The organism is Winslowiella toletana, assembly GCF_032164335.1.
Lineage (GTDB): Bacteria > Pseudomonadota > Gammaproteobacteria > Enterobacterales > Enterobacteriaceae > Erwinia > Erwinia toletana_A.
Map to the genome: position 1 here is coordinate 1,940,516 of NZ_CP134152.1, position 17,316 is coordinate 1,957,831.

The 17,316-nt window shown below is 52.4% G+C and carries 13 protein-coding genes; 10 read left to right on the forward strand and 3 right to left on the reverse strand.

All coding sequences use genetic code 11. The features are described from left to right. Positions 1 to 72: 72 nt before the first annotated feature. The 4 genes from fhuD to RIN69_RS09165 all read left to right on the forward strand — a co-directional run bounded on the left by fhuD (position 73) and on the right by RIN69_RS09165 (position 6,102). The gene (gene fhuD, locus RIN69_RS09150; RefSeq protein ID WP_313856961.1) at positions 73 to 966 is read left to right on the forward strand and encodes a Fe(3+)-hydroxamate ABC transporter substrate-binding protein FhuD; all 894 of its coding nucleotides are present in this window, start codon (positions 73 to 75) and stop codon (positions 964 to 966) included. Continuing rightward, positions 963 to 2,903 carry a Fe(3+)-hydroxamate ABC transporter permease FhuB gene (gene fhuB, locus RIN69_RS09155; RefSeq protein WP_313856964.1) on the forward strand — a complete coding sequence of 647 codons (1,941 nt, stop codon included), beginning with the start codon at positions 963 to 965 and terminating at the stop codon, positions 2,901 to 2,903. Before fhuD ends, fhuB begins: the two co-directional genes overlap by 4 nt. A 140-nt stretch (positions 2,904 to 3,043) precedes the next feature. Continuing rightward, positions 3,044 to 5,236, forward strand: coding sequence for a TonB-dependent receptor (locus tag RIN69_RS09160; RefSeq protein ID WP_313856965.1), 2,193 nt, complete (start codon positions 3,044 to 3,046; stop codon positions 5,234 to 5,236). Between the two features lie 692 nt (positions 5,237 to 5,928). Beyond that, the gene (locus RIN69_RS09165; RefSeq protein WP_313857858.1) at positions 5,929 to 6,102 is read left to right on the forward strand and encodes a hypothetical protein; all 174 of its coding nucleotides are present in this window, start codon (positions 5,929 to 5,931) and stop codon (positions 6,100 to 6,102) included. Here RIN69_RS09165 and RIN69_RS09170 read toward each other — a convergent pair. Next, positions 6,099 to 7,253 carry a beta-glucosidase gene (locus RIN69_RS09170; RefSeq protein ID WP_313856966.1) on the reverse strand — a complete coding sequence of 385 codons (1,155 nt, stop codon included), beginning with the start codon at positions 7,251 to 7,253 and terminating at the stop codon, positions 6,099 to 6,101. The genes RIN69_RS09165 and RIN69_RS09170 overlap by 4 nt on opposite strands. A gap of 183 nt (positions 7,254 to 7,436) precedes the next feature. Between RIN69_RS09170 and RIN69_RS09175 the strand changes: the two genes are divergently transcribed. Continuing rightward, positions 7,437 to 8,909, forward strand: coding sequence for a phospholipase D family protein (locus RIN69_RS09175; RefSeq protein WP_313856967.1), 1,473 nt, complete (start codon positions 7,437 to 7,439; stop codon positions 8,907 to 8,909). Positions 8,910 to 8,967: 58 nt separating this feature from the next. Here RIN69_RS09175 and mdoC read toward each other — a convergent pair whose 3' ends face one another. Next, a complete protein-coding gene (gene mdoC / locus RIN69_RS09180) occupies positions 8,968 to 10,131 on the reverse strand; it encodes a glucans biosynthesis protein MdoC (RefSeq protein ID WP_313856968.1) in 1,164 nt (387 codons plus the stop codon). A gap of 270 nt (positions 10,132 to 10,401) precedes the next feature. Between mdoC and mdoG the strand changes: the two genes are divergently transcribed. From mdoG to RIN69_RS09195, 3 genes are all read left to right on the forward strand, one after another. Further along, positions 10,402 to 11,937, forward strand: a complete 1,536-nt coding sequence (gene mdoG, locus RIN69_RS09185; protein WP_313857674.1) for a glucans biosynthesis protein MdoG — start codon at positions 10,402 to 10,404, stop codon at positions 11,935 to 11,937. After that, a complete protein-coding gene (gene mdoH / locus RIN69_RS09190; protein WP_313856970.1) occupies positions 11,930 to 14,494 on the forward strand; it encodes a glucans biosynthesis glucosyltransferase MdoH in 2,565 nt (854 codons plus the stop codon). Before mdoG ends, mdoH begins: the two co-directional genes overlap by 8 nt. 69 nt (positions 14,495 to 14,563) lie before the next feature. After that, positions 14,564 to 14,806 (forward strand): YceK/YidQ family lipoprotein, encoded by a 243-nt coding sequence (locus RIN69_RS09195; protein WP_313856972.1) that lies wholly within the window; start codon positions 14,564 to 14,566, stop codon positions 14,804 to 14,806. On the opposite strand, the gene RIN69_RS09200 is transcribed toward RIN69_RS09195, so the two are convergent. Continuing rightward, positions 14,807 to 15,220, reverse strand: coding sequence for a MysB family protein (locus tag RIN69_RS09200; RefSeq protein ID WP_313856974.1), 414 nt, complete (start codon positions 15,218 to 15,220; stop codon positions 14,807 to 14,809). A gap of 365 nt (positions 15,221 to 15,585) precedes the next feature. Between RIN69_RS09200 and RIN69_RS09205 the strand changes: the two genes are divergently transcribed. Together RIN69_RS09205 and RIN69_RS09210 are read left to right on the forward strand one after the other, a co-directional pair. Next, positions 15,586 to 16,542 (forward strand): hypothetical protein, encoded by a 957-nt coding sequence (locus tag RIN69_RS09205; RefSeq protein WP_313856975.1) that lies wholly within the window; start codon positions 15,586 to 15,588, stop codon positions 16,540 to 16,542. A gap of 408 nt (positions 16,543 to 16,950) precedes the next feature. Continuing rightward, on the forward strand, positions 16,951 to 17,145 hold the full coding sequence (locus RIN69_RS09210; protein ID WP_313856976.1) for a hypothetical protein: 195 nt from the start codon (positions 16,951 to 16,953) through the stop codon (positions 17,143 to 17,145). The last annotated feature ends 171 nt before the right edge of the window (positions 17,146 to 17,316 follow it).

Genomic DNA, 17,316 nt, shown 5'->3' on the forward strand with positions numbered 1-17,316 from the left:
TGCCATTGGCATCCCTCCGCACGTTATTGCATACTGTGCCACCCAAATCAGAATAATAATCATTAAGTTTGCATGACTATTACGGTTAATGCGCCCAATCGGCGCCAGTTTCTTAAGCTGATGGCGCTGTCGCCGCTGCTTTTTTCCTCACTTAGCCAGGCAGAAAAGTTCGATCTGACGCGCATTATCGTGCTGGAGTGGCGGCCGGTTGAGCTGCTGATGGCGCTGGGTATCGCGCCAATGGCGATTGCTGATATTCCTAATTATCGACGCTGGCTGGCAGAGCCGGCGCTGCCTGATGGCGTACTGGATGTCGGATTGCGTACCGAACCCAATCTCGAAATGATGCAGCGGCTGAAACCTTCACTGATCGTTCGCTCCAACGGCTACGGACCGACAGCAGAGGCGCTGCACTCCATCGCACCGGTATGGGGCGGCGACTTTACCGACGGTAAATCAATGCCGCTAACCCTGATGCGCCGTGACCTGATTGCGCTCGGCGCACTGCTTGACCATCAGCAGCAGGCCGCAGCGCATCTGCAATGGATGGATAACCGCTTTCTGCAACATCGCCAGCGTCTCAGTGCTTACGCCAGCGAGCCGCTGTTAATCTTCTCTTTTCTCGACAGCCGTCGGGTGATGGTTTTCGGTAATAACAGTCTGTTCGCTGACGCGATGAATCAGATGGGTTTAAAAAATGGCTGGCAGGGTGGCAGCAGCTATTGGGGCAGTACCATTGTCGGTATTGAAGCGCTGGCGCAGGTGAAAAATGTGCGAGCGGTTGGCCTGATTCATGGCGACAACGATCCGGTACAGCAAATAGCCCACTCCGCACTGTGGCGCAGCATTCCGTTTGTACGCGAAGAAAAGTTGCATTTAATTCCGGCGGTATGGTTTTACGGAGCCGGTTTTTCGGCCATGCGTTTCTGCCAACTGCTTGAGAACGCGCTGCTGGAGAATGCATGAAAATCCTGATTTTTCCGCTGATATTATTGATGGCGCTGCTGCTGACTTTTAGTAACTTTCACAGCCAGCTGGCGCTGCCGCTGTGGCGTCAGGCGTTTTTCACCCCAGATGAGCTTGATATCAGTCAGATGCTGTTTCACTACAGCATGCTACCGCGCACCCTGTTATCGCTGCTGGTCGGTGCCGGGCTGGGGCTGGCCGGTGCGTTATTTCAGCAGATTTTACGTAATCCGCTGGCAGAACCTTCAACGCTTGGCGTCTCTGCGGGAGCGCAATTAGGTCTGACCCTGGCGACGCTGTATGCGGCCAGCTGGGGCGAGACCGGTCAGCAACTGGCGACGCTGGCAGGCGCTATCGTCATCGGCCTGTTGGTGATGCTGGTGGCCAGCGGCAAGCGGATGTCGCCGGTAACGCTGATTCTCGCCGGGCTGATGCTCGGCATGTACTGTGGCGCAGTGAAAAGCTTACTGGCGCTGTTTAACCACGACCGCTTGCAGAATCTGTTTATCTGGAGCAGCGGCATGCTGAATCAGAACGACTGGAGTCAGGTTAATTTCCTCTGGCCGCGCATGTTGCTGGCGATACTGCTGGTGGTGCTGATGATCAGGCCGCTGAATTTGCTGGGGCTGGAAGATGGCGTGGTGCGCAATCTCGGGATGCGGCTGGCGCTGGTGCGATTTTCCGGCCTGATGCTGGCGGTAATACTGAGTGCGATGCTGGTTAGCGTTGCCGGGGTGATAGGTTTTATCGGCCTGTTTGCGCCAGTGATTGCGCGATTGTTTGGTGCCCGACGGCTGCCCGCACGACTGGCGCTGTCGGCGTTGACCGGTGCCGTGCTGCTGTTAATCAGCGATCAGGCGGTAATGCTGCTGGCGCGGGTATGGATCGAGATTCCGACCGGTGCGGCAACGGCGCTGGTTGGCGCACCGGTGATGCTGTGGCTGCTGACGCGCCTGCGGCACCAGCAGGTTTCCGGCGAACACCGACATTCATCGCACAAGGAGAGGGCGCTGACGCCTGCGCTGCTGGCGGCAGTTTTTCTGTTGCTGGTGATGATGGTAATGCTGGCGTTGTTCAGTGGTGATGCGCTGAGCCGCTGGGTGGACAGCCAGGCGGTATGGCAATTCCGCTGGCCGCGTGTGGTCGCTGCGCTGGCGGCTGGCGCAATGCTGGCGGCCGCCGGCACCTTAATTCAGCGCATGACCGGGAATGCGATGGCCAGCCCGGAGGTATTGGGTGTCAGTGCCGGTGCCGCCTGCGCCATGGTATTGCTGATGTTTTTTGTGCCGGGTAATAACGTCATCTGGCAGTTTCCCGCCGGGTGTCTTGGGGCGGCGCTGACGCTGATGGTGATTCTACTGCTGGCGCAACGCGGTGGCTTGTCCCCGACGCGGATGTTGCTGACCGGGGTGGCGTTGAGTACCGTCTACGGCACTGTTTTGACGCTGTTCCTCGTCAGTGGCGATCCGCGCATCAGTTCGGTATTAAGCTGGCTGTCCGGCTCGACCTACCGGGTTACCGCCAGTCAGGCCAGCTGGACCGCTGCACTGGCGCTGCTGTTACTGCTGCTGACGCCGCTATTATCGCGCTGGTTAACGATTTTGCCGTTAGGCAGTTTTACCGCTCAGGCAATCGGCATACCGCTGAAGCGCTCAAGGATGCTGATCCTGCTACTGGCTTCAGCATTGATTGCGGCTGCAACCCTGTGCGTCGGGCCATTAAGCTTTGTCGGTTTAATGGCTCCGCATCTGGCACGAATGGCTGGTTTTCGCCGGGCAATGCCACAGTTACTGGTGGCAATAGTCGCGGGAGCGGGCTTGATGCTGCTGGCTGATGGCGTAGGTCGGATAATAATCTTTCCGTATCAGATACCTGCAGGATTGCTGGCGACCTTCATCGGCGCGCCCTGGTTTATCTGGTTGTTACGTCGTGCCTGACATGGAGTTAATGGATTGTAAAGGCCGGTAAAAGTTCCCGGGCATGAGTGTAATTTGTGCTTGCAATTGTAAGGTCGCTAAGGATAATCCCAATCGGAATAATAACGATTATCACTTCTTTTGCCATTAGGGAAATAACCATGCACAGCTCATTGTATACTGCCGGGCGATTCAACCGTACGTTGCTGGCAGTATTCATCAGCGCGGCCACCTTGCCGGCAGTTGCGGCGACACAGCCTGACGACAGTAATAACACCGAACAGACCATGACGGTGGTTGCCACTCCGGAGAGTAATTTCAATCCCGGTGGTGATGAATTAGTCCCGGCTTATCTGGATGGTCAGATTGCTAACGGTGGCCGTATGGGGATGCTCGGTCAGCAAAACGCCATGGATGTACCGTTTAACGTTATCGGTTTCACCTCCAAAATGATCGAAGATCAGCAGGCGAAAACCATTGCTGACGTGGTGCGCAATGACGCTACCGTCCAGACCGTGCAGGGTTACGGCAACTTTGGCGAAAGCTATCGCATTCGTGGTTTTCAGCTGGACGGCGATGATATGACCTTAGGCGGTCTGGCAGGCATTATGCCGCGTCAGGTTATCTCCGCCAGCATGGTCGATCGCGTTGAGGTGTTTAAAGGTGCCAATGCACTGATGAACGGCGCTGCTGCCACCGGCGTCGGCGGTATGATTAACCTTGAGCCAAAACATGCTGACGATCTGCCGCTGACGCGTCTCGGCCTCGATTACACGTCGTCTTCTCAGATTGGAACCTCGCTGGATGCTGGCCGTCGTTTTGGTGATGACAACCAGTTCGGTGCGCGGGTCAACCTGGTACAGCGCGAAGGCGATACCGCAGTACATGGCGAAAAACGCCGTACCACGGTAGCTTCCGTCGGGCTGGACTACCGCAGCGATCGCCTGCGCTCATCACTGGATATGGGTTATCAGAAACAGACGTTCCATGGCGGCCGTATCGGCGTTAACGTCAGCGGCGTTGATTTTATCCCTGCACCGCCTTCAGCGACCCATAATACCAGTCAGAAATGGGTCTACAGCGATCTGGAAAGCGAGTTTGCCATGCTGCGCGGCGAATTTGATATGACCGATAACTGGACGCTGTATGGCGGCGTCGGCACCCAGCACTCGCACGAGAGTGGCGCTTATGGCTCACCAACGCTAACCAGTGCTGACGGTTCTGCCACCATGGGCCGTATGGATGTCACCAATATCAATGATTCCTACAGCGGCATGTTTGGTGTTCGCGGTAAATTTGACACCGGCTTTGTCAGCCATAACGTTAACCTCGGTTACTCTGCCACCAGCCAGCGCCATAAAGCGGCTTACGATATGGCGCTGACGGGGGTGCCGACCAATATTTATAATACGCCGGCCATCACTTCACCGACGCTGAATTTCGCTGGTGGCGATCTGGATGATCCAGGCATGCGTGGCCGTACCCGCACCCAGGGGATTTTACTGACCGATACCCTTGGCGTGCTGGATGATAAAGTGCAGTTAACCCTCGGCACCCGTCATCAAAAAGTGATCACGCGCGAATACAATTACGGCACCGCGACTGAGAACACCGATGCGCGCTTCGGCGAGAGTCGCTGGACGCCGGCAGTGGGCGTGATGGTCAAACCGTGGGAGCATATTTCCCTGTATGCCAACCATATTGAATCACTGCAGCCGGGTTCTGCTGCACCGCGCGGTGCGGTTAACTACGGTAGTACCACCGATGTGATTCACTCTAAGCAGAATGAAGTCGGCGTGAAGTTTGATTATCAGCGCTTCGGTGGCTCACTGGCGCTGTATGAAATCAAGTTACCTTCCGCGGTGCTTAATGCCAATAATGCCTATGTTCTGGATGGTGAACAGCGTAACCGTGGCCTTGAACTGAACCTGTTTGGTGAGCCGGTACTGGGCCTGCGGATTAACGGCAGCGCCAGCTGGATTGATGCAACGCAGACCCAAACCGCCAGCGGCACCAACGATGGCAAGAAAGCGGTGGGTGTACCGAGCTACAATATGGTGCTGGGTGCGGAATATGATATCAAGCCAGTAGAGGGGCTGACCGCGATTGCACTGGTAAACCATAACGGTGCGCAGTATGCCAACAGCGGCAATACTAAAAAGCTCGACAGCTACACCACGCTGGATTTGGGCGTGCGCTACAGCATGAAAGTGCAGCAGAACGACCTGGTATGGCGCGTTGGTGTCGATAACGTTACCAACGAAAACTACTGGGCAAGCGTAGACAACAGCGGGACTTACATCTATCAGGGTGAACCACGTACCCTGAAAGTCTCCATGAGTTACGACTTCTGATAATCGGTGCGGCGTGGTAAGCCGCAGGCAGACGACAAAAGCGGGTGGAAGCAATTCCATCCGCTTTTTTTTTATCATCCGGGTGCATTTGTGTCGCTGTGATCACTTGCTGCTGGATCGGTAGTGTGAAGCTGATTTCAGTGGAAAATACTGCACTACGTTACAGTTAAGCCTGGTTGATAAACCTGAGGCAGTTCAGCGCTGAACCGACCGAAATTCACCTCGAAGCTGACTGGTATCGCTGCCTGAGGCCCGAGTGGCAAAAGCAGATTTCACGTTATTTCACTGATATTATATGGTAAGCTGCGAATAATGATTGTCATTTCACCAACATTGATCTGTTAGCAGATTATGACAATGATGATAATAATAGGTTAGTTATGTTTATGTTTATATGTGCATCAGGACATATATCGTGATTAAGTTTGCACACCAGAGATGTTCGCGGCTTTAAATCCATGCGTTCTGAAGTCTCTTTAAACATGTTTTGCACTTGTTAATTGTTAGCCAAAATGAAAAATCCGACTCCACCTGATTTAGAAAAAGAGCCACGCGTTCCTTTGGATGATGCGCAGTTTGCTATCGTGGTACTTGCAGTGACTTCTTTTACACTTATAATCTTCGTCCTGATGATTACGCTATGGATGACATAAGGCGCATTCCAGCGAATCAGCAGTGATAAAGGGGATAAAATGATGGAAAACAGAGACGACAAGCTAATTGCGCTTATTGGTTTACTCTCTGCCTGCCTGGTTTGCGTCATTGTCCTGTTCACCATGACCTGGCTCTCCGACGTGCGTCATCCTTCCAGTCAGATGGTCGATGCGCAATCTTGCTATCTCAAGAGCGACAATCCGCGGCCTTAATCAGCGCGCCTGATTTTAATCTGCTGGCTACGCAACTCTAAGGCTAACGGTTCATACACCGTGCGGTTACCATTGGCATCAGCTAATCCCAGCAGCGCGCCGGGTGAACGACGATCGTCTGCCCACGCCGGATACTCAACCAGCGGATAAAGCGACACGCCTTCCAGCGCGATGCCGTTATCCAGCGCGATGTTTACCTGATCCATGACGCTGCGCAGCCAGCCGACTCGCGCTTCGCCTTCCGCTCCGGTTTCGGCCAGCAGCAGCGGGCGCTGATAGCGCTGCCAGACCTCTTCCAGCAGCAGGTTAAGCGGTCGGTAGGCGGCATGCTCCGGCGTCAGCGTCTCTTCACGGGTGTTCCATTGATTATCCGGGTAGTAGTTTAGTCCGATAATGTCGAGATAGGCCGGCTTGCCTCCCAACTCAGGATGCAGGCGCCCGCACAGCATATCCCACGCCTCGAACTGCGCCTGATGCTGTCGACGGGCATCCGCTTGCGCTTGCGCCGTGTCGTCTGCCGCTGCCACGTGCACCAGCGGATCCGTCAGCACGAAGCGAGCCTGTGGCAGCACCTCACGGATCGCATCTGTGGCCGCAAGGGTGGCGCGAACCAGCTGCAACTTCAGTTCTTTACCCCGTCCGCTGGCGTTAGGATTCAGCCAGGCGACGTCGGCACCGGCCCATGACCAGAACGAGATTTGATTGATCGGGGTAAAAAATGGCCGACTAAAGCCCTCATCGCGCATCACTTCAGCCATCGCGCGGGCAAAGTGGGCAAAGCTGTCGACAAACGCCGGTTGCCAGATATCGACGTGTGACGGGTAGCCAAAATGCGCCAGTTCCCAGATGATTTCAATGCCGTGGCGCTCAGCGGCGTGCAGCATCGGCGTAAATGATGACCAGTCATACTCTCCGGGTTGCGGCTCAATCAGATGCCAGCGTGCGCCGTCGCGAGCGGTTAACAGTTGATGGTCAGCCAGCGCGGCATAGTCGCTGTTCAGCAACATATCGTGCCCGCTGCTGACGACCAGATCGACGCGCTTGCCTTCAGCGCGGCAGGCGGTTGAGCAGGCAAAGCTGCCCTGAAAAAAACTGCTGAACAGTTGAGGACGATGACGCGGTATCCGCGATGCATGGGTTAGAGCGGGCATGTGGCGTTTCTCCATGGCAAATAGCTACGCGTTAGCTTCCGCTAAGTCTAGACTAAATGCTGAAAGCAACTATTCGCCTGTAGCTGCCAGCAATCAGATGAGTCGCATGACAAAAAAGGGTGTTCAGGGGGATAATCAATCCAGAGTTGTCAGGCGCTGTTATGTTAAATAAAAGGAATCATTATGGTCGAAGCGTTTGCTGTCAACGCTGATACGGACAATGCGGCTGGCGAGATCCGACTGGCGCGTGCGGTTGCGCCACAGGTTGACGGTCATCCCCAGCACAGCGGTATACATCCGCTGGAAGATGGCATGGATGCATTTGCCGCACGCTATTTTCTGATATCAATGGCCGAACGCACCCTCGATATTCAGTATTACATCTGGCAAAACGATATGTCGGGGCGTTTACTGTTCAGTGCGCTGCTTGAGGCCGCCGCGCGCGGTGTGAAAGTGCGGCTGTTGCTCGACGATAACAACACCATGGGGCTGGATGAGACGCTAAGCGAGCTGAACCGGCATCAGAATATCCAGATTCGTCTGTTTAATCCCTTCTCCTTTCGTACCCTGCGTGCGCTCGGCTATCTCACCGACTTTGCTCGTCTTAACCGGCGGATGCATAACAAAAGCTTTACTGCCGACGGTACGGCAACCATTGTTGGCGGGCGTAATATCGGCGATGAGTATTTTGGCACCGGTGATGAACCGCTGTTTTCCGATCTTGACGTGATGGCGCTCGGCCCGGTGGTTAAAGAGGTCAGTGCTGATTTTGAGCGTTACTGGCACAGCCGGGCGGTCTCGGCACTGAACTCAGTCGTGGAGAGCAGCAGCGACGAACCGCTTTCTGCGGTGCAGCTGCCGGCCGCCTGGCGTGATAATCCGCAGGTACAGCAATACTTACAACGTCTGCACTCCTCACCGTTCGTTGCCCGGCTGGAGAGTGGAAGTCTGGAATTAATCTGGGCCAAAACCCGCTTGCTGAGCGACGATCCGCGCAAAGGGCTGGGCAAAGCGAAAGCCTCGACGCTGTTGCCGCAGCGCATGCTGGAGGTCATCGGTAAACCCCAGAGGCAGTTCGATATTATTTCGGCCTATTTCGTGCCGACGCGCGCGGGCGTGGCACAACTGCTGGCGCTAAAGCGTAAAGGGGTGAAAATCGCCATTCTTACCAATTCGCTGGCGGCTAATGATGTGTCGGTGGTTCATGCCGGCTATGCTAAATGGCGCAAAAAACTGCTGCGCCACGGCATTACGCTCTATGAGTTAAAACCTCACAATGATAACCGTGATGCGCCGCACGACCGGGGTTTGACCGGTAATTCCGGCTCCAGTCTGCATGCCAAAACCTTTAGCGTCGACGATGAGAAAGTGTTTATTGGCTCGTTTAATTTTGATCCGCGTTCGGCAGTGCTGAACACCGAAATGGGCTTTGTTATCGAGAGCGAAGCGCTGGCCACGTCGGTCCATCAGCGTTTTGTCAGCCGGATGCGCGATAAAGCCTGGAAGTTGCGCCTTGATAAGTGGGGCAGGGTAAACTGGGTTGAATATGAAGGCGAAGCGGGCGAGGTGGTGCACAAGCATGAACCGCGCACCCGTTTTATGCAGCGCCTGCTGGTGCGCCTGGTATGGCGGTTACCGGTGGAGTGGTTGTTGTAGCCTGAGGTATCGCAGCTAACGGCCTGCGTGAAACAGGCCGTTGGTTAAACAGGAAAAATCAGCTGTTTACCTGCTGTGATGATTTTTCGACGCGCTGCGGCTTACCGGAAAACAGGAAGCGCAGCAGCGGAATGCGCAGATGAATTTCATACAGTACGAAGGCGATTCCAAAAACAAAAGCCAGTCCGACAAAGAACCCCAGCGTATTACTGCTGATGTTCGGAGTGATAAAAATGCCGTACAGCAGGGTTAACGGGTGATGCACCAGATAGATAAACAGCGAAGCATTAACCAGATAGGTGATGCGCGGTGAGTGCGCGTTCAGCAGTTTATGGCCAAAGGCGAATACCACATTGACCATCCACAGCCCCATCAGCATGGTAATCACGGCATCAATTTCATATAACCAGCCTTCGCCAGTGCTGTAGCGCTGATTAAGCAGGTAGGCGATAAAGGCCGCCGTCGAACCCACCAGCGTCCACGGATTAAATTTGATAAACAGCGCTTTAATTGCCGGATGCTTCCACGCCATTGCGCCCAGCATAAAGAACGGCAGATAGAACAGCGTCTGCATGATGGCGAAATTAAACAGACCATCGCTGAGTAAAGCCGGCTGGAAAATAAACAGCAGCCGACGAATGCTGCCCCAGATTAAGCCAAATCCAATAAAACTCAGCGTCAGCTGTCGCCATTTTAGTTCGGAATAGTCTGCTTTTGGCCTTTTTTCTTCGCCGCCATCGCGCAATATTTTAAACAACATTATGCCGAGCGTGGTGAGGATCACCAGCACCAGCAAAAACCATAAATGCGACACCAGATGCCACACCAGGGAATTGTATTTTTGATACAGGTCGAAGCTGCTCCAGTCACCGATTGCCGGAGTCCAGTATTTAAGCAAAAAGAACTGCGGCAGGGTCACCAGGGGAATGGCCGTCAGCATCGGAATGCCGACGCGCTCGATACGCACCTTCAACCAGCGCTGGGGCTGGTAGCGCAGGTAAAGCATAAAAGAGAAATAGCCGGAAATAACGAAGAAAACCTGCATGCGAAAAGCGTGGATAAAGTCGTTAAATAGCGTCAGCCAGTCACTGGGTTCAACACTGTTTACCGCCCACTGATGACTGGAGTAAATCAGTGACATGTGAAAGGGGATTCCCAGTAACATCAAATAAGCGCGAATTGAATCAAGAAAATACTCACGTTGTGGTTTTTTTATACTCATAATTATCCATTCTTTGACCGTTTTAAACCCCTGGTTCGCCCTGAACCATGCTAAAGCACGGGCTTACTTTACTGCAGCAACAAAGAGTATACTATCAGCCAAATCCGTATCCTCTAAACGCTTGAGATATCGGCGCTTAGAGGCAAAAAACACGGGAACATAATCCCGCGCAGGCTGTCGGAAACCTGAATTATCCATTAAGATTGATGGGATTGATTTAAGCACACGAAAGGGGGGGATGTGCTGATTAAAATGAAAAATGAACCAAAACTGATGAAGATGCGCTGGATTGGCGCGGCAGTTTTGCTTTCAATGTACGCAAGTTCAGGTTGGGCTTTTGGCATTGATGATGTGGCAAAACAGGCGAAAGAGTTGGCCGGTAAAGGATTCGAAGCGCCAAAAAGCAATTTGCCTTCTCAGTTACGTGACATGAAATTTGCTGATTATCAGCAGATTCAGTTCAACCATGATAAAGCTTACTGGAGCAAGCTGAAAACCCCGTTCAAGCTTGAGTTCTATCACCAGGGTATGTATTTCGATACGCCGGTGAAACTGAACGAAGTCACCGCGACGACGGTGCGTGAGATTAAATATAATCCTGACTATTTTAATTTCGGTAACGTTAAACACGATCCGGAAACCGTGAAAAATCTTGGTTACGCCGGTTTTAAAGTGCTTTACCCGCTTAACAGCAAAGATAAAAATGACGAAATAGGCAGCTTCTTAGGCGCGAGCTACTTCCGCATTATCGGCGGCGATCAGGTTTATGGACTTTCGGCGCGTGGTCTGGCGATCGATACCGCCTTACCTTCCGGCGAAGAGTTCCCGCGTTTTAAAGAGTATTGGATTGAGCGTCCAAAACCGCAGGACAAACATCTGGTGATCTATGCATTGCTGGACTCCCCACGTGCGGCGGGCGCTTACCGTTTTGTCATCCATCCGGGTAAAGAGACCACTGTCGACGTGCAGTCGAAAGTCTATCTGCGCGATAAAGTCGGCAAACTGGGCGTAGCACCCCTGACCAGTATGTTCCTGTTTGGGCCAAATCAGCCTTCTCCGATGGTGAATTATCGTCCGGCGCTGCATGATTCTAATGGTCTCTCGATTCACGCCGGTAACGGTGAGTGGATCTGGCGTCCGCTGAACAATCCTAAGCATCTGGCGGTCAGTACTTTCACCGTTGAGAATCCTAAAGGCTTTGGACTGCTGCAGCGCGGTCGCGATTTCAGCCAGTTCCAGGATCTTGACGATCGCTACGATCAACGTCCAAGTGGCTGGGTTGAACCGCAGGGTGACTGGGGTAAAGGACGCGTTGAGCTGGTAGAGATCCCGACTGCGGACGAAACCAACGACAACATCGTCGCCTTCTGGACGCCGGAAACGCTGCCAGAAGCTGGCAAAGAGATGAACTTTAAATATCGTCTGCACTTCACTCGCGATGAAAGCCAGCTGCACTCGCCGGAAACTGCTTATGTGAAGAGCACACTGCGTTCTACTGGTGATGTGAAGCAGTCTAATCTGGTGCGTCAGCCGGACGGCACCGTTGCCTTCCTGGTTGATTTTGTTGGCCCGGAAATGAGCAAGCTGGCCGACAACACGCCGGTTACCCCGCAGGTTAGCGTCGGTGATAACGGTGAAGTGGTTGAGCAAAGCGTGCGCTATAACCCGGTGACCAAAGGCTGGCGTTTAGTCTTGCGTCTGCGAGTGAAAGACAACAAACAGCCGACCGAAATGCGTGCTGCACTGGTTAATGGTGACAAAACGCTGACGGAAACATGGAGCTATCAGTTGCCTGCCAATGAATAAGCCAATTGTAACACCCGCTGATTACATCGACTTGCTGCCTCTGTCCGCTGAGCGGAAAGAGGCGCTTCAGCACTCGCTGCCTGCTGAGGGCGAGAAAGCGGAAGTGTACAGCAAGCTTCATCATCAACTGGGCCAGAATGGCCCGGTTGAGGCGCGTCCTGACGATGCGCCTCTGGAATCGGTCAAGTCACGTATTGAAACCACGTGGCCAGATTCTGTTGCTGGTGGTGAGCAATTCGATAAAGATTATTTAGATCGTACCACGCTGAAAGCGATGCCGCCGGTAAAGCGCTCGCTTATGTTCCCGGAAGCCTGGCGCACCAACCCGGTGGCCCGAGCCTGGGATTCGTTGCGTGGCCGTAAAAGCACCCATCGCTATGCCAGTGCCGAAGAGCAGAAAAGGGAAGATAAATGGCGTCATGTTGGCTCCATACGCCGTTACATTCTGCTGCTGCTGACCCTGGCGCAGACGGTGGTTGCCACCTGGTATATGAAAACCATTCTGCCCTACCAGGGCTGGGCACTGATCGATCCGATGGAGATGATCAACCAGAACTGGCAGCAGTCGGTATTGCAGATCCTGCCTTACGTGTTGCAGACCGGGATACTGTTCCTGTTTGCCATTCTGTTCTGCTGGGTTTCGGCCGGTTTCTGGACCGCGCTGATGGGCTTTTTACAGCTGTTGATTGGTCGCGATAAGTACAGCATATCGTATTCAACCACGGGTGATGAGCCGATCAATCCTGAGCACCGCACCGCGTTGATCATGCCGATCTGTAACGAAGACGTTGAACGCGTGTTTGCCGGGCTGCGTGCCACCTGGGAATCCGTGGTGCGTACCGGTCAGCAACAGCACTTTGACGTTTACATCCTCAGCGACAGCTATGATGCCGATATCGCCATGGCCGAGCAAAAAGCGTGGATGGAGTTGGTGCGTGATGTCGGTGGGGAAGGGAAGATCTTCTATCGCCGCCGTCGCCGTCGTGTGAAGCGTAAAAGCGGTAATATCGATGACTTCTGCCGTCGCTGGGGCAGCCAGTACAGCTATATGGTAGTGCTGGATGCGGACAGCGTGATGAGCGGCGAGTGTCTGACGGGACTGGTGCGCATGATGGAAGCCAATCCTAACGCCGGTATTATCCAGTCTTCGCCGAAAGCATCCGGTATGGACACGCTGTATGCGCGCTGTCAGCAGTTTGCTACTCGCGTGTACGGTCCGCTGTTTACCGCCGGTCTGCACTTCTGGCAGTTGGGTGAGTCACACTACTGGGGCCATAACGCCATCATTCGTGTGAAACCGTTTATTGAGCACTGTGCGCTGGCTCCGCTGCCGGGCGAAGGTTCGTTTGCCGGTTCGATACTCTCCCATGACTTCGTCGAAGCCGCGTTGATGCGTCGTGCCGGCTGGGGAGTATGGATTGCTTACGATCTGCCGGGTTCTTATGAAGAGTTGCCGCCAAACCTGCTGGATGAGCTGAAACGCGACCGCCGCTGGTGTCACGGTAACCTGATGAACTTCCGACTGTTCCTGGTTAAAGGCATGCACCCGGTGCACCGTGCGGTGTTCCTGACCGGTGTGATGTCCTACCTCTCGGCACCGCTGTGGTTTATGTTCCTTGCGTTATCCACCGCCTTGCAGGTGGTGCATACTCTGATGGAACCGCAGTACTTCCTGCAGCCGAGGCAGTTGTTCCCGGTGTGGCCGCAGTGGCGTCCGGAGCTGGCGATAGCGCTGTTCTCGACCACGCTGGTGTTGCTGTTCCTGCCGAAGCTGCTGAGCGTGGTGTTGATCTGGTGTAAGGGTGCCAAACCTTATGGTGGTGCAATTCGCCTGTTCTTCTCGCTGCTGCTGGAAATGCTGTTCTCGGTACTGCTGGCACCGGTGCGCATGCTGTTCCACACGGTGTTTGTCGTCAGTGCCTTCCTCGGCTGGGAAGTGGTATGGAACTCACCACAGCGTGATGACGATGCGACCCCGTGGAGCGAAGCGTTTGCCCGACATGGTTCGCAGCTGTTATTGGGTGTGGTATGGGCCGTCGGTATGGGTTGGCTGGATCTTAACTTCCTGTGGTGGCTGTCACCGATAGTCTTCTCGTTGATTCTGTCACCCTTTGTTTCGGTATTTTCCAGCCGGGCAACATTGGGACTCGGCTCGAAACGTGCCAAGCTGTTCCTGATACCGGAAGAGTACGATCCGCCGAAAGAGCTGCTGGATACCGATGCCTATCTGCATCTGAATCGCGACCGCGCGTTGAAGAATGGCTTTATGCATGCATTATTCCATCCTTCATTTAATGCGCTGGCGAGCGCGATGGCGACTTCACGTCACCTGAAAAGCGATCTGCTGGAGTATGCACGTGACCGTCGGGTTGAACAGGCATTAAGTGATTCGCCGGAAAAACTCAGCCGCGATCAGCGACTGAATTTGCTTAGCGATCCGGTGACGTTATCGCGCCTCCACTACCGTTTGTGGCAGGATGCTGATAAGTATCATGACTGGTTTGAAAAATATCAGACATTGAAGCTTAATCCGCTGGCGATTCAGTCAGCGAAATAGTAAAAAGGCGGCAGAAATGCCGCCTTTTTTTTTACCAATGGTTCACAGATGATTACCGAGAGAATATGCATGACTGGCAAATTTGGCCGAGTGGCTGTTATTGCTGTAAGCCTGCTGACCTTAACCGGGTGTGGCAGTATTATCAGCAGAACCGTGCCCGGACAGGGACACGGTAATCAGTACTATCCTGGCGTGCAGTGGGACGTGCGTGATACGCCGTGGCGTGTTCTCACCATCATCGATCTGCCACTGTCATTAGTGGTCGATACGCTGCTGCTGCCGGTCGATGCGCAACATGGCCCCTACGAGTAATTAACGATCATCATCCGCGTAGAGATTATCGGCGTCAGTATTGTCGTCTTCCCACTCTTCAGCGGCCGCTCTGCCTTCTTCAGTATCGACGGACGGTTCCAGCTGGAACTCTCCTTCATCCCACTCATGCAGCGTGTTTTCTGCCTGCCACTCCTGGCGCAGCTCAATTTCATCGAAATCACCATCAAAGATCGACTGTGCCGCTTCACCGCTGCGGATCGGCAGGCATTCGCCTTCGTCACCTTCATCAGTGAAGAACTCTGCCTGCCACATGATATCGCCATCCTGCATCACGTATTTTTGCAGATTAAACTGGGCGATTGAGGCTTCATCCTCAGTCAGCTCCGGGTTATTGGCCAGATACTCTTCACGCGCGTTATCAATAGCTTCTTCCAGTGTTGAGAACATGCTCATCAGTTTTTCTCCCTGATCAAGTTAGGCTTAATCTGACAAGGATAGTCGAAGATCTGGCAGGGTAACTGCGATGATGAAAAAAAAATTAAGGTCAATTTATACCCAGCTATCATGGGGTTAGCCGGAGGACCGGTTGGTGACTGATTTTTTCGTCGGAAAGTGCATAAACTCAGCGGTTGAAAAGCTAATTGATAATGATGAGATTATTATTTTAATTAAAATTAATATTATTAAGCATAATTAAATCTGCATATTTAATTTTTTATCTGAGGCTCTGTTAAATATCACAACAGATCGTATATTATCAGCCAGCAGTACCGAGAAGAATATGAATTAATATCGACTCACTACATGGAGATCAGGATATGGATATCACCACAATGGATTTGCCTGCGCGGCTGGAAGCCTCAATAATTAAAGCAGCCCGTTTACTTCCTGAAGATATCGGCAGTCAGCTACTGGCGTTAACATCACCGGCTGCACTGGCTACCATGGCGGCGACGGTGGTTTTATGGGCAGGATCGCATTTTATCGGCACCGGTGAAATTGCAGATATTATCTTATTGGTCGTGGGCTGGGCAGCAGTTGGCGGCGTTGCCATAGACGCTGGCAGCAAACTCTGCGATTTTGCGACTAAAACCTACAATGCCAACCATGAGGCCGATCTTGACGCCGCCGCCAGCGATCTGGCGCAGGCCATAACGCTGATCGGGGTAAATACGGTAATGGCGTTATTGCTGAAGAAGGGGCCGAGGGATACGTTCCGCACCACCTATAGAAATTCCATCGTGCCGCGCTACAGCTTAGAGGTCAATAGTGATCTGGCCAGGATAGCCGCAATGCAAAATCATAAGGGATGGCGCTATCGACCCACATTAAAATTCACTAATGAATTACACGCTGGAAGTGGGAGCGCAGATTTTTGGGGAGATATTAAAATTGGTCGCAGATATGATCATCATCAGAAAACATCCGCTGAGGCTGCTGAAGATATATTGATTACGATTTATCACGAAAAAGTCCATCAATTTCTCACACCGAAATTTTACTTGTTGAGAGAACTAAGGTGTTTTTTAAACCACAGTGGGTATCAACGATCTTTTATTCTGCGCTATATGGAAGAAATGTTGGCTGAAACTATCGCATTGATGAGAGTGAAAGGCATATCTAAAGAAAATATCCTGGCGGGATTAAAGTTTCCACTGAGAGACACTTATGAAATTACTTTCACCAATATTCGACAAGAAATAATCGGTATCTTTCTTGGACCAGTAATTGTGAGTGGTCTGACATACTATGTTTATTATGGAAAACAGCAATGATCAATAGGGCAGAGGCGATGCGTAACGCACGGGAATTTTCAGTTAGTCGTAACCTTGGCTGGAGCGAAAGCGGAACAGCGGTTAAAAGAAAAAACATAAAGACTGAGCCATGCTGGGCTATTCACACAGCTGACAGAGAATTATCCACGCTGCACTGGACTGAGGGCCGGATGGTTACGTACTTTATCGTTTACATCAGTATGGTGACCGGAAAATGTATTGCCTGGCAGTTTCTAAATCGTGGGCTGAACATCGTTGTCCAACATCAAATCGTTCATACTGATCTGACGTGATTGAAGTGGAGTTAATCCACTGATACCGCTAATTTTTCGGATTTTATCCAAAGGATTTTTCCCATACAATCTGTAAGAGTACTATCATTAGAGAAAACTCCAGAGGGTTTACAAGATGGACTACATGCAGGACTCCGCTTACCACCATGTTGAAGAGACACAGTCGACAATCACCATCACCAGAAAGCAAGGTGCCCGCTGCGAGCACTTCAACAAAATCGTTGAGCTGGTGATGAACGATTATCGGGATGCCAAAACCCATATTGACAGTGAAAGCGGCGGTTATGATAAGCTGATTATTCTTAAATAGTTTGCGGGCGTTAAGCTCCCCGACATTGCTATGCTAGATTTTATTAATCTCGACTCAATGTTGTAAAAATATCCATAATTAATTAATTCGATTAAATCATTACGGCAGAATTTAATTATTTTAGAGATGAATAATGGATAGGTTTAATTAATCGCAGTGAAGCGATGTGTA

Excerpts from the sequence above, each read along its gene's own strand:
- fhuD (WP_313856961.1), top strand. The coding sequence starts at position 73 with ATGACTATTACGGTTAATGCGCCCAATCGGCGCCAGTTTCTTAAGCTG.
- fhuB (WP_313856964.1), top strand. The coding sequence starts at position 963 with ATGAAAATCCTGATTTTTCCGCTGATATTATTGATGGCGCTGCTGCTG.
- RIN69_RS09160 (WP_313856965.1), top strand. The coding sequence starts at position 3,044 with ATGCACAGCTCATTGTATACTGCCGGGCGATTCAACCGTACGTTGCTG.
- RIN69_RS09165 (WP_313857858.1), top strand. The coding sequence starts at position 5,929 with ATGATGGAAAACAGAGACGACAAGCTAATTGCGCTTATTGGTTTACTC.
- RIN69_RS09170 (WP_313856966.1), bottom strand. The coding sequence starts at position 7,253 with ATGCCCGCTCTAACCCATGCATCGCGGATACCGCGTCATCGTCCTCAA.
- RIN69_RS09175 (WP_313856967.1), top strand. The coding sequence starts at position 7,437 with ATGGTCGAAGCGTTTGCTGTCAACGCTGATACGGACAATGCGGCTGGC.
- mdoC (WP_313856968.1), bottom strand. The coding sequence starts at position 10,131 with ATGAGTATAAAAAAACCACAACGTGAGTATTTTCTTGATTCAATTCGC.
- mdoH (WP_313856970.1), top strand. The coding sequence starts at position 11,930 with ATGAATAAGCCAATTGTAACACCCGCTGATTACATCGACTTGCTGCCT.
- RIN69_RS09195 (WP_313856972.1), top strand. The coding sequence starts at position 14,564 with ATGACTGGCAAATTTGGCCGAGTGGCTGTTATTGCTGTAAGCCTGCTG.
- RIN69_RS09200 (WP_313856974.1), bottom strand. The coding sequence starts at position 15,220 with ATGAGCATGTTCTCAACACTGGAAGAAGCTATTGATAACGCGCGTGAA.
- RIN69_RS09205 (WP_313856975.1), top strand. The coding sequence starts at position 15,586 with ATGGATATCACCACAATGGATTTGCCTGCGCGGCTGGAAGCCTCAATA.
- RIN69_RS09210 (WP_313856976.1), top strand. The coding sequence starts at position 16,951 with ATGGACTACATGCAGGACTCCGCTTACCACCATGTTGAAGAGACACAG.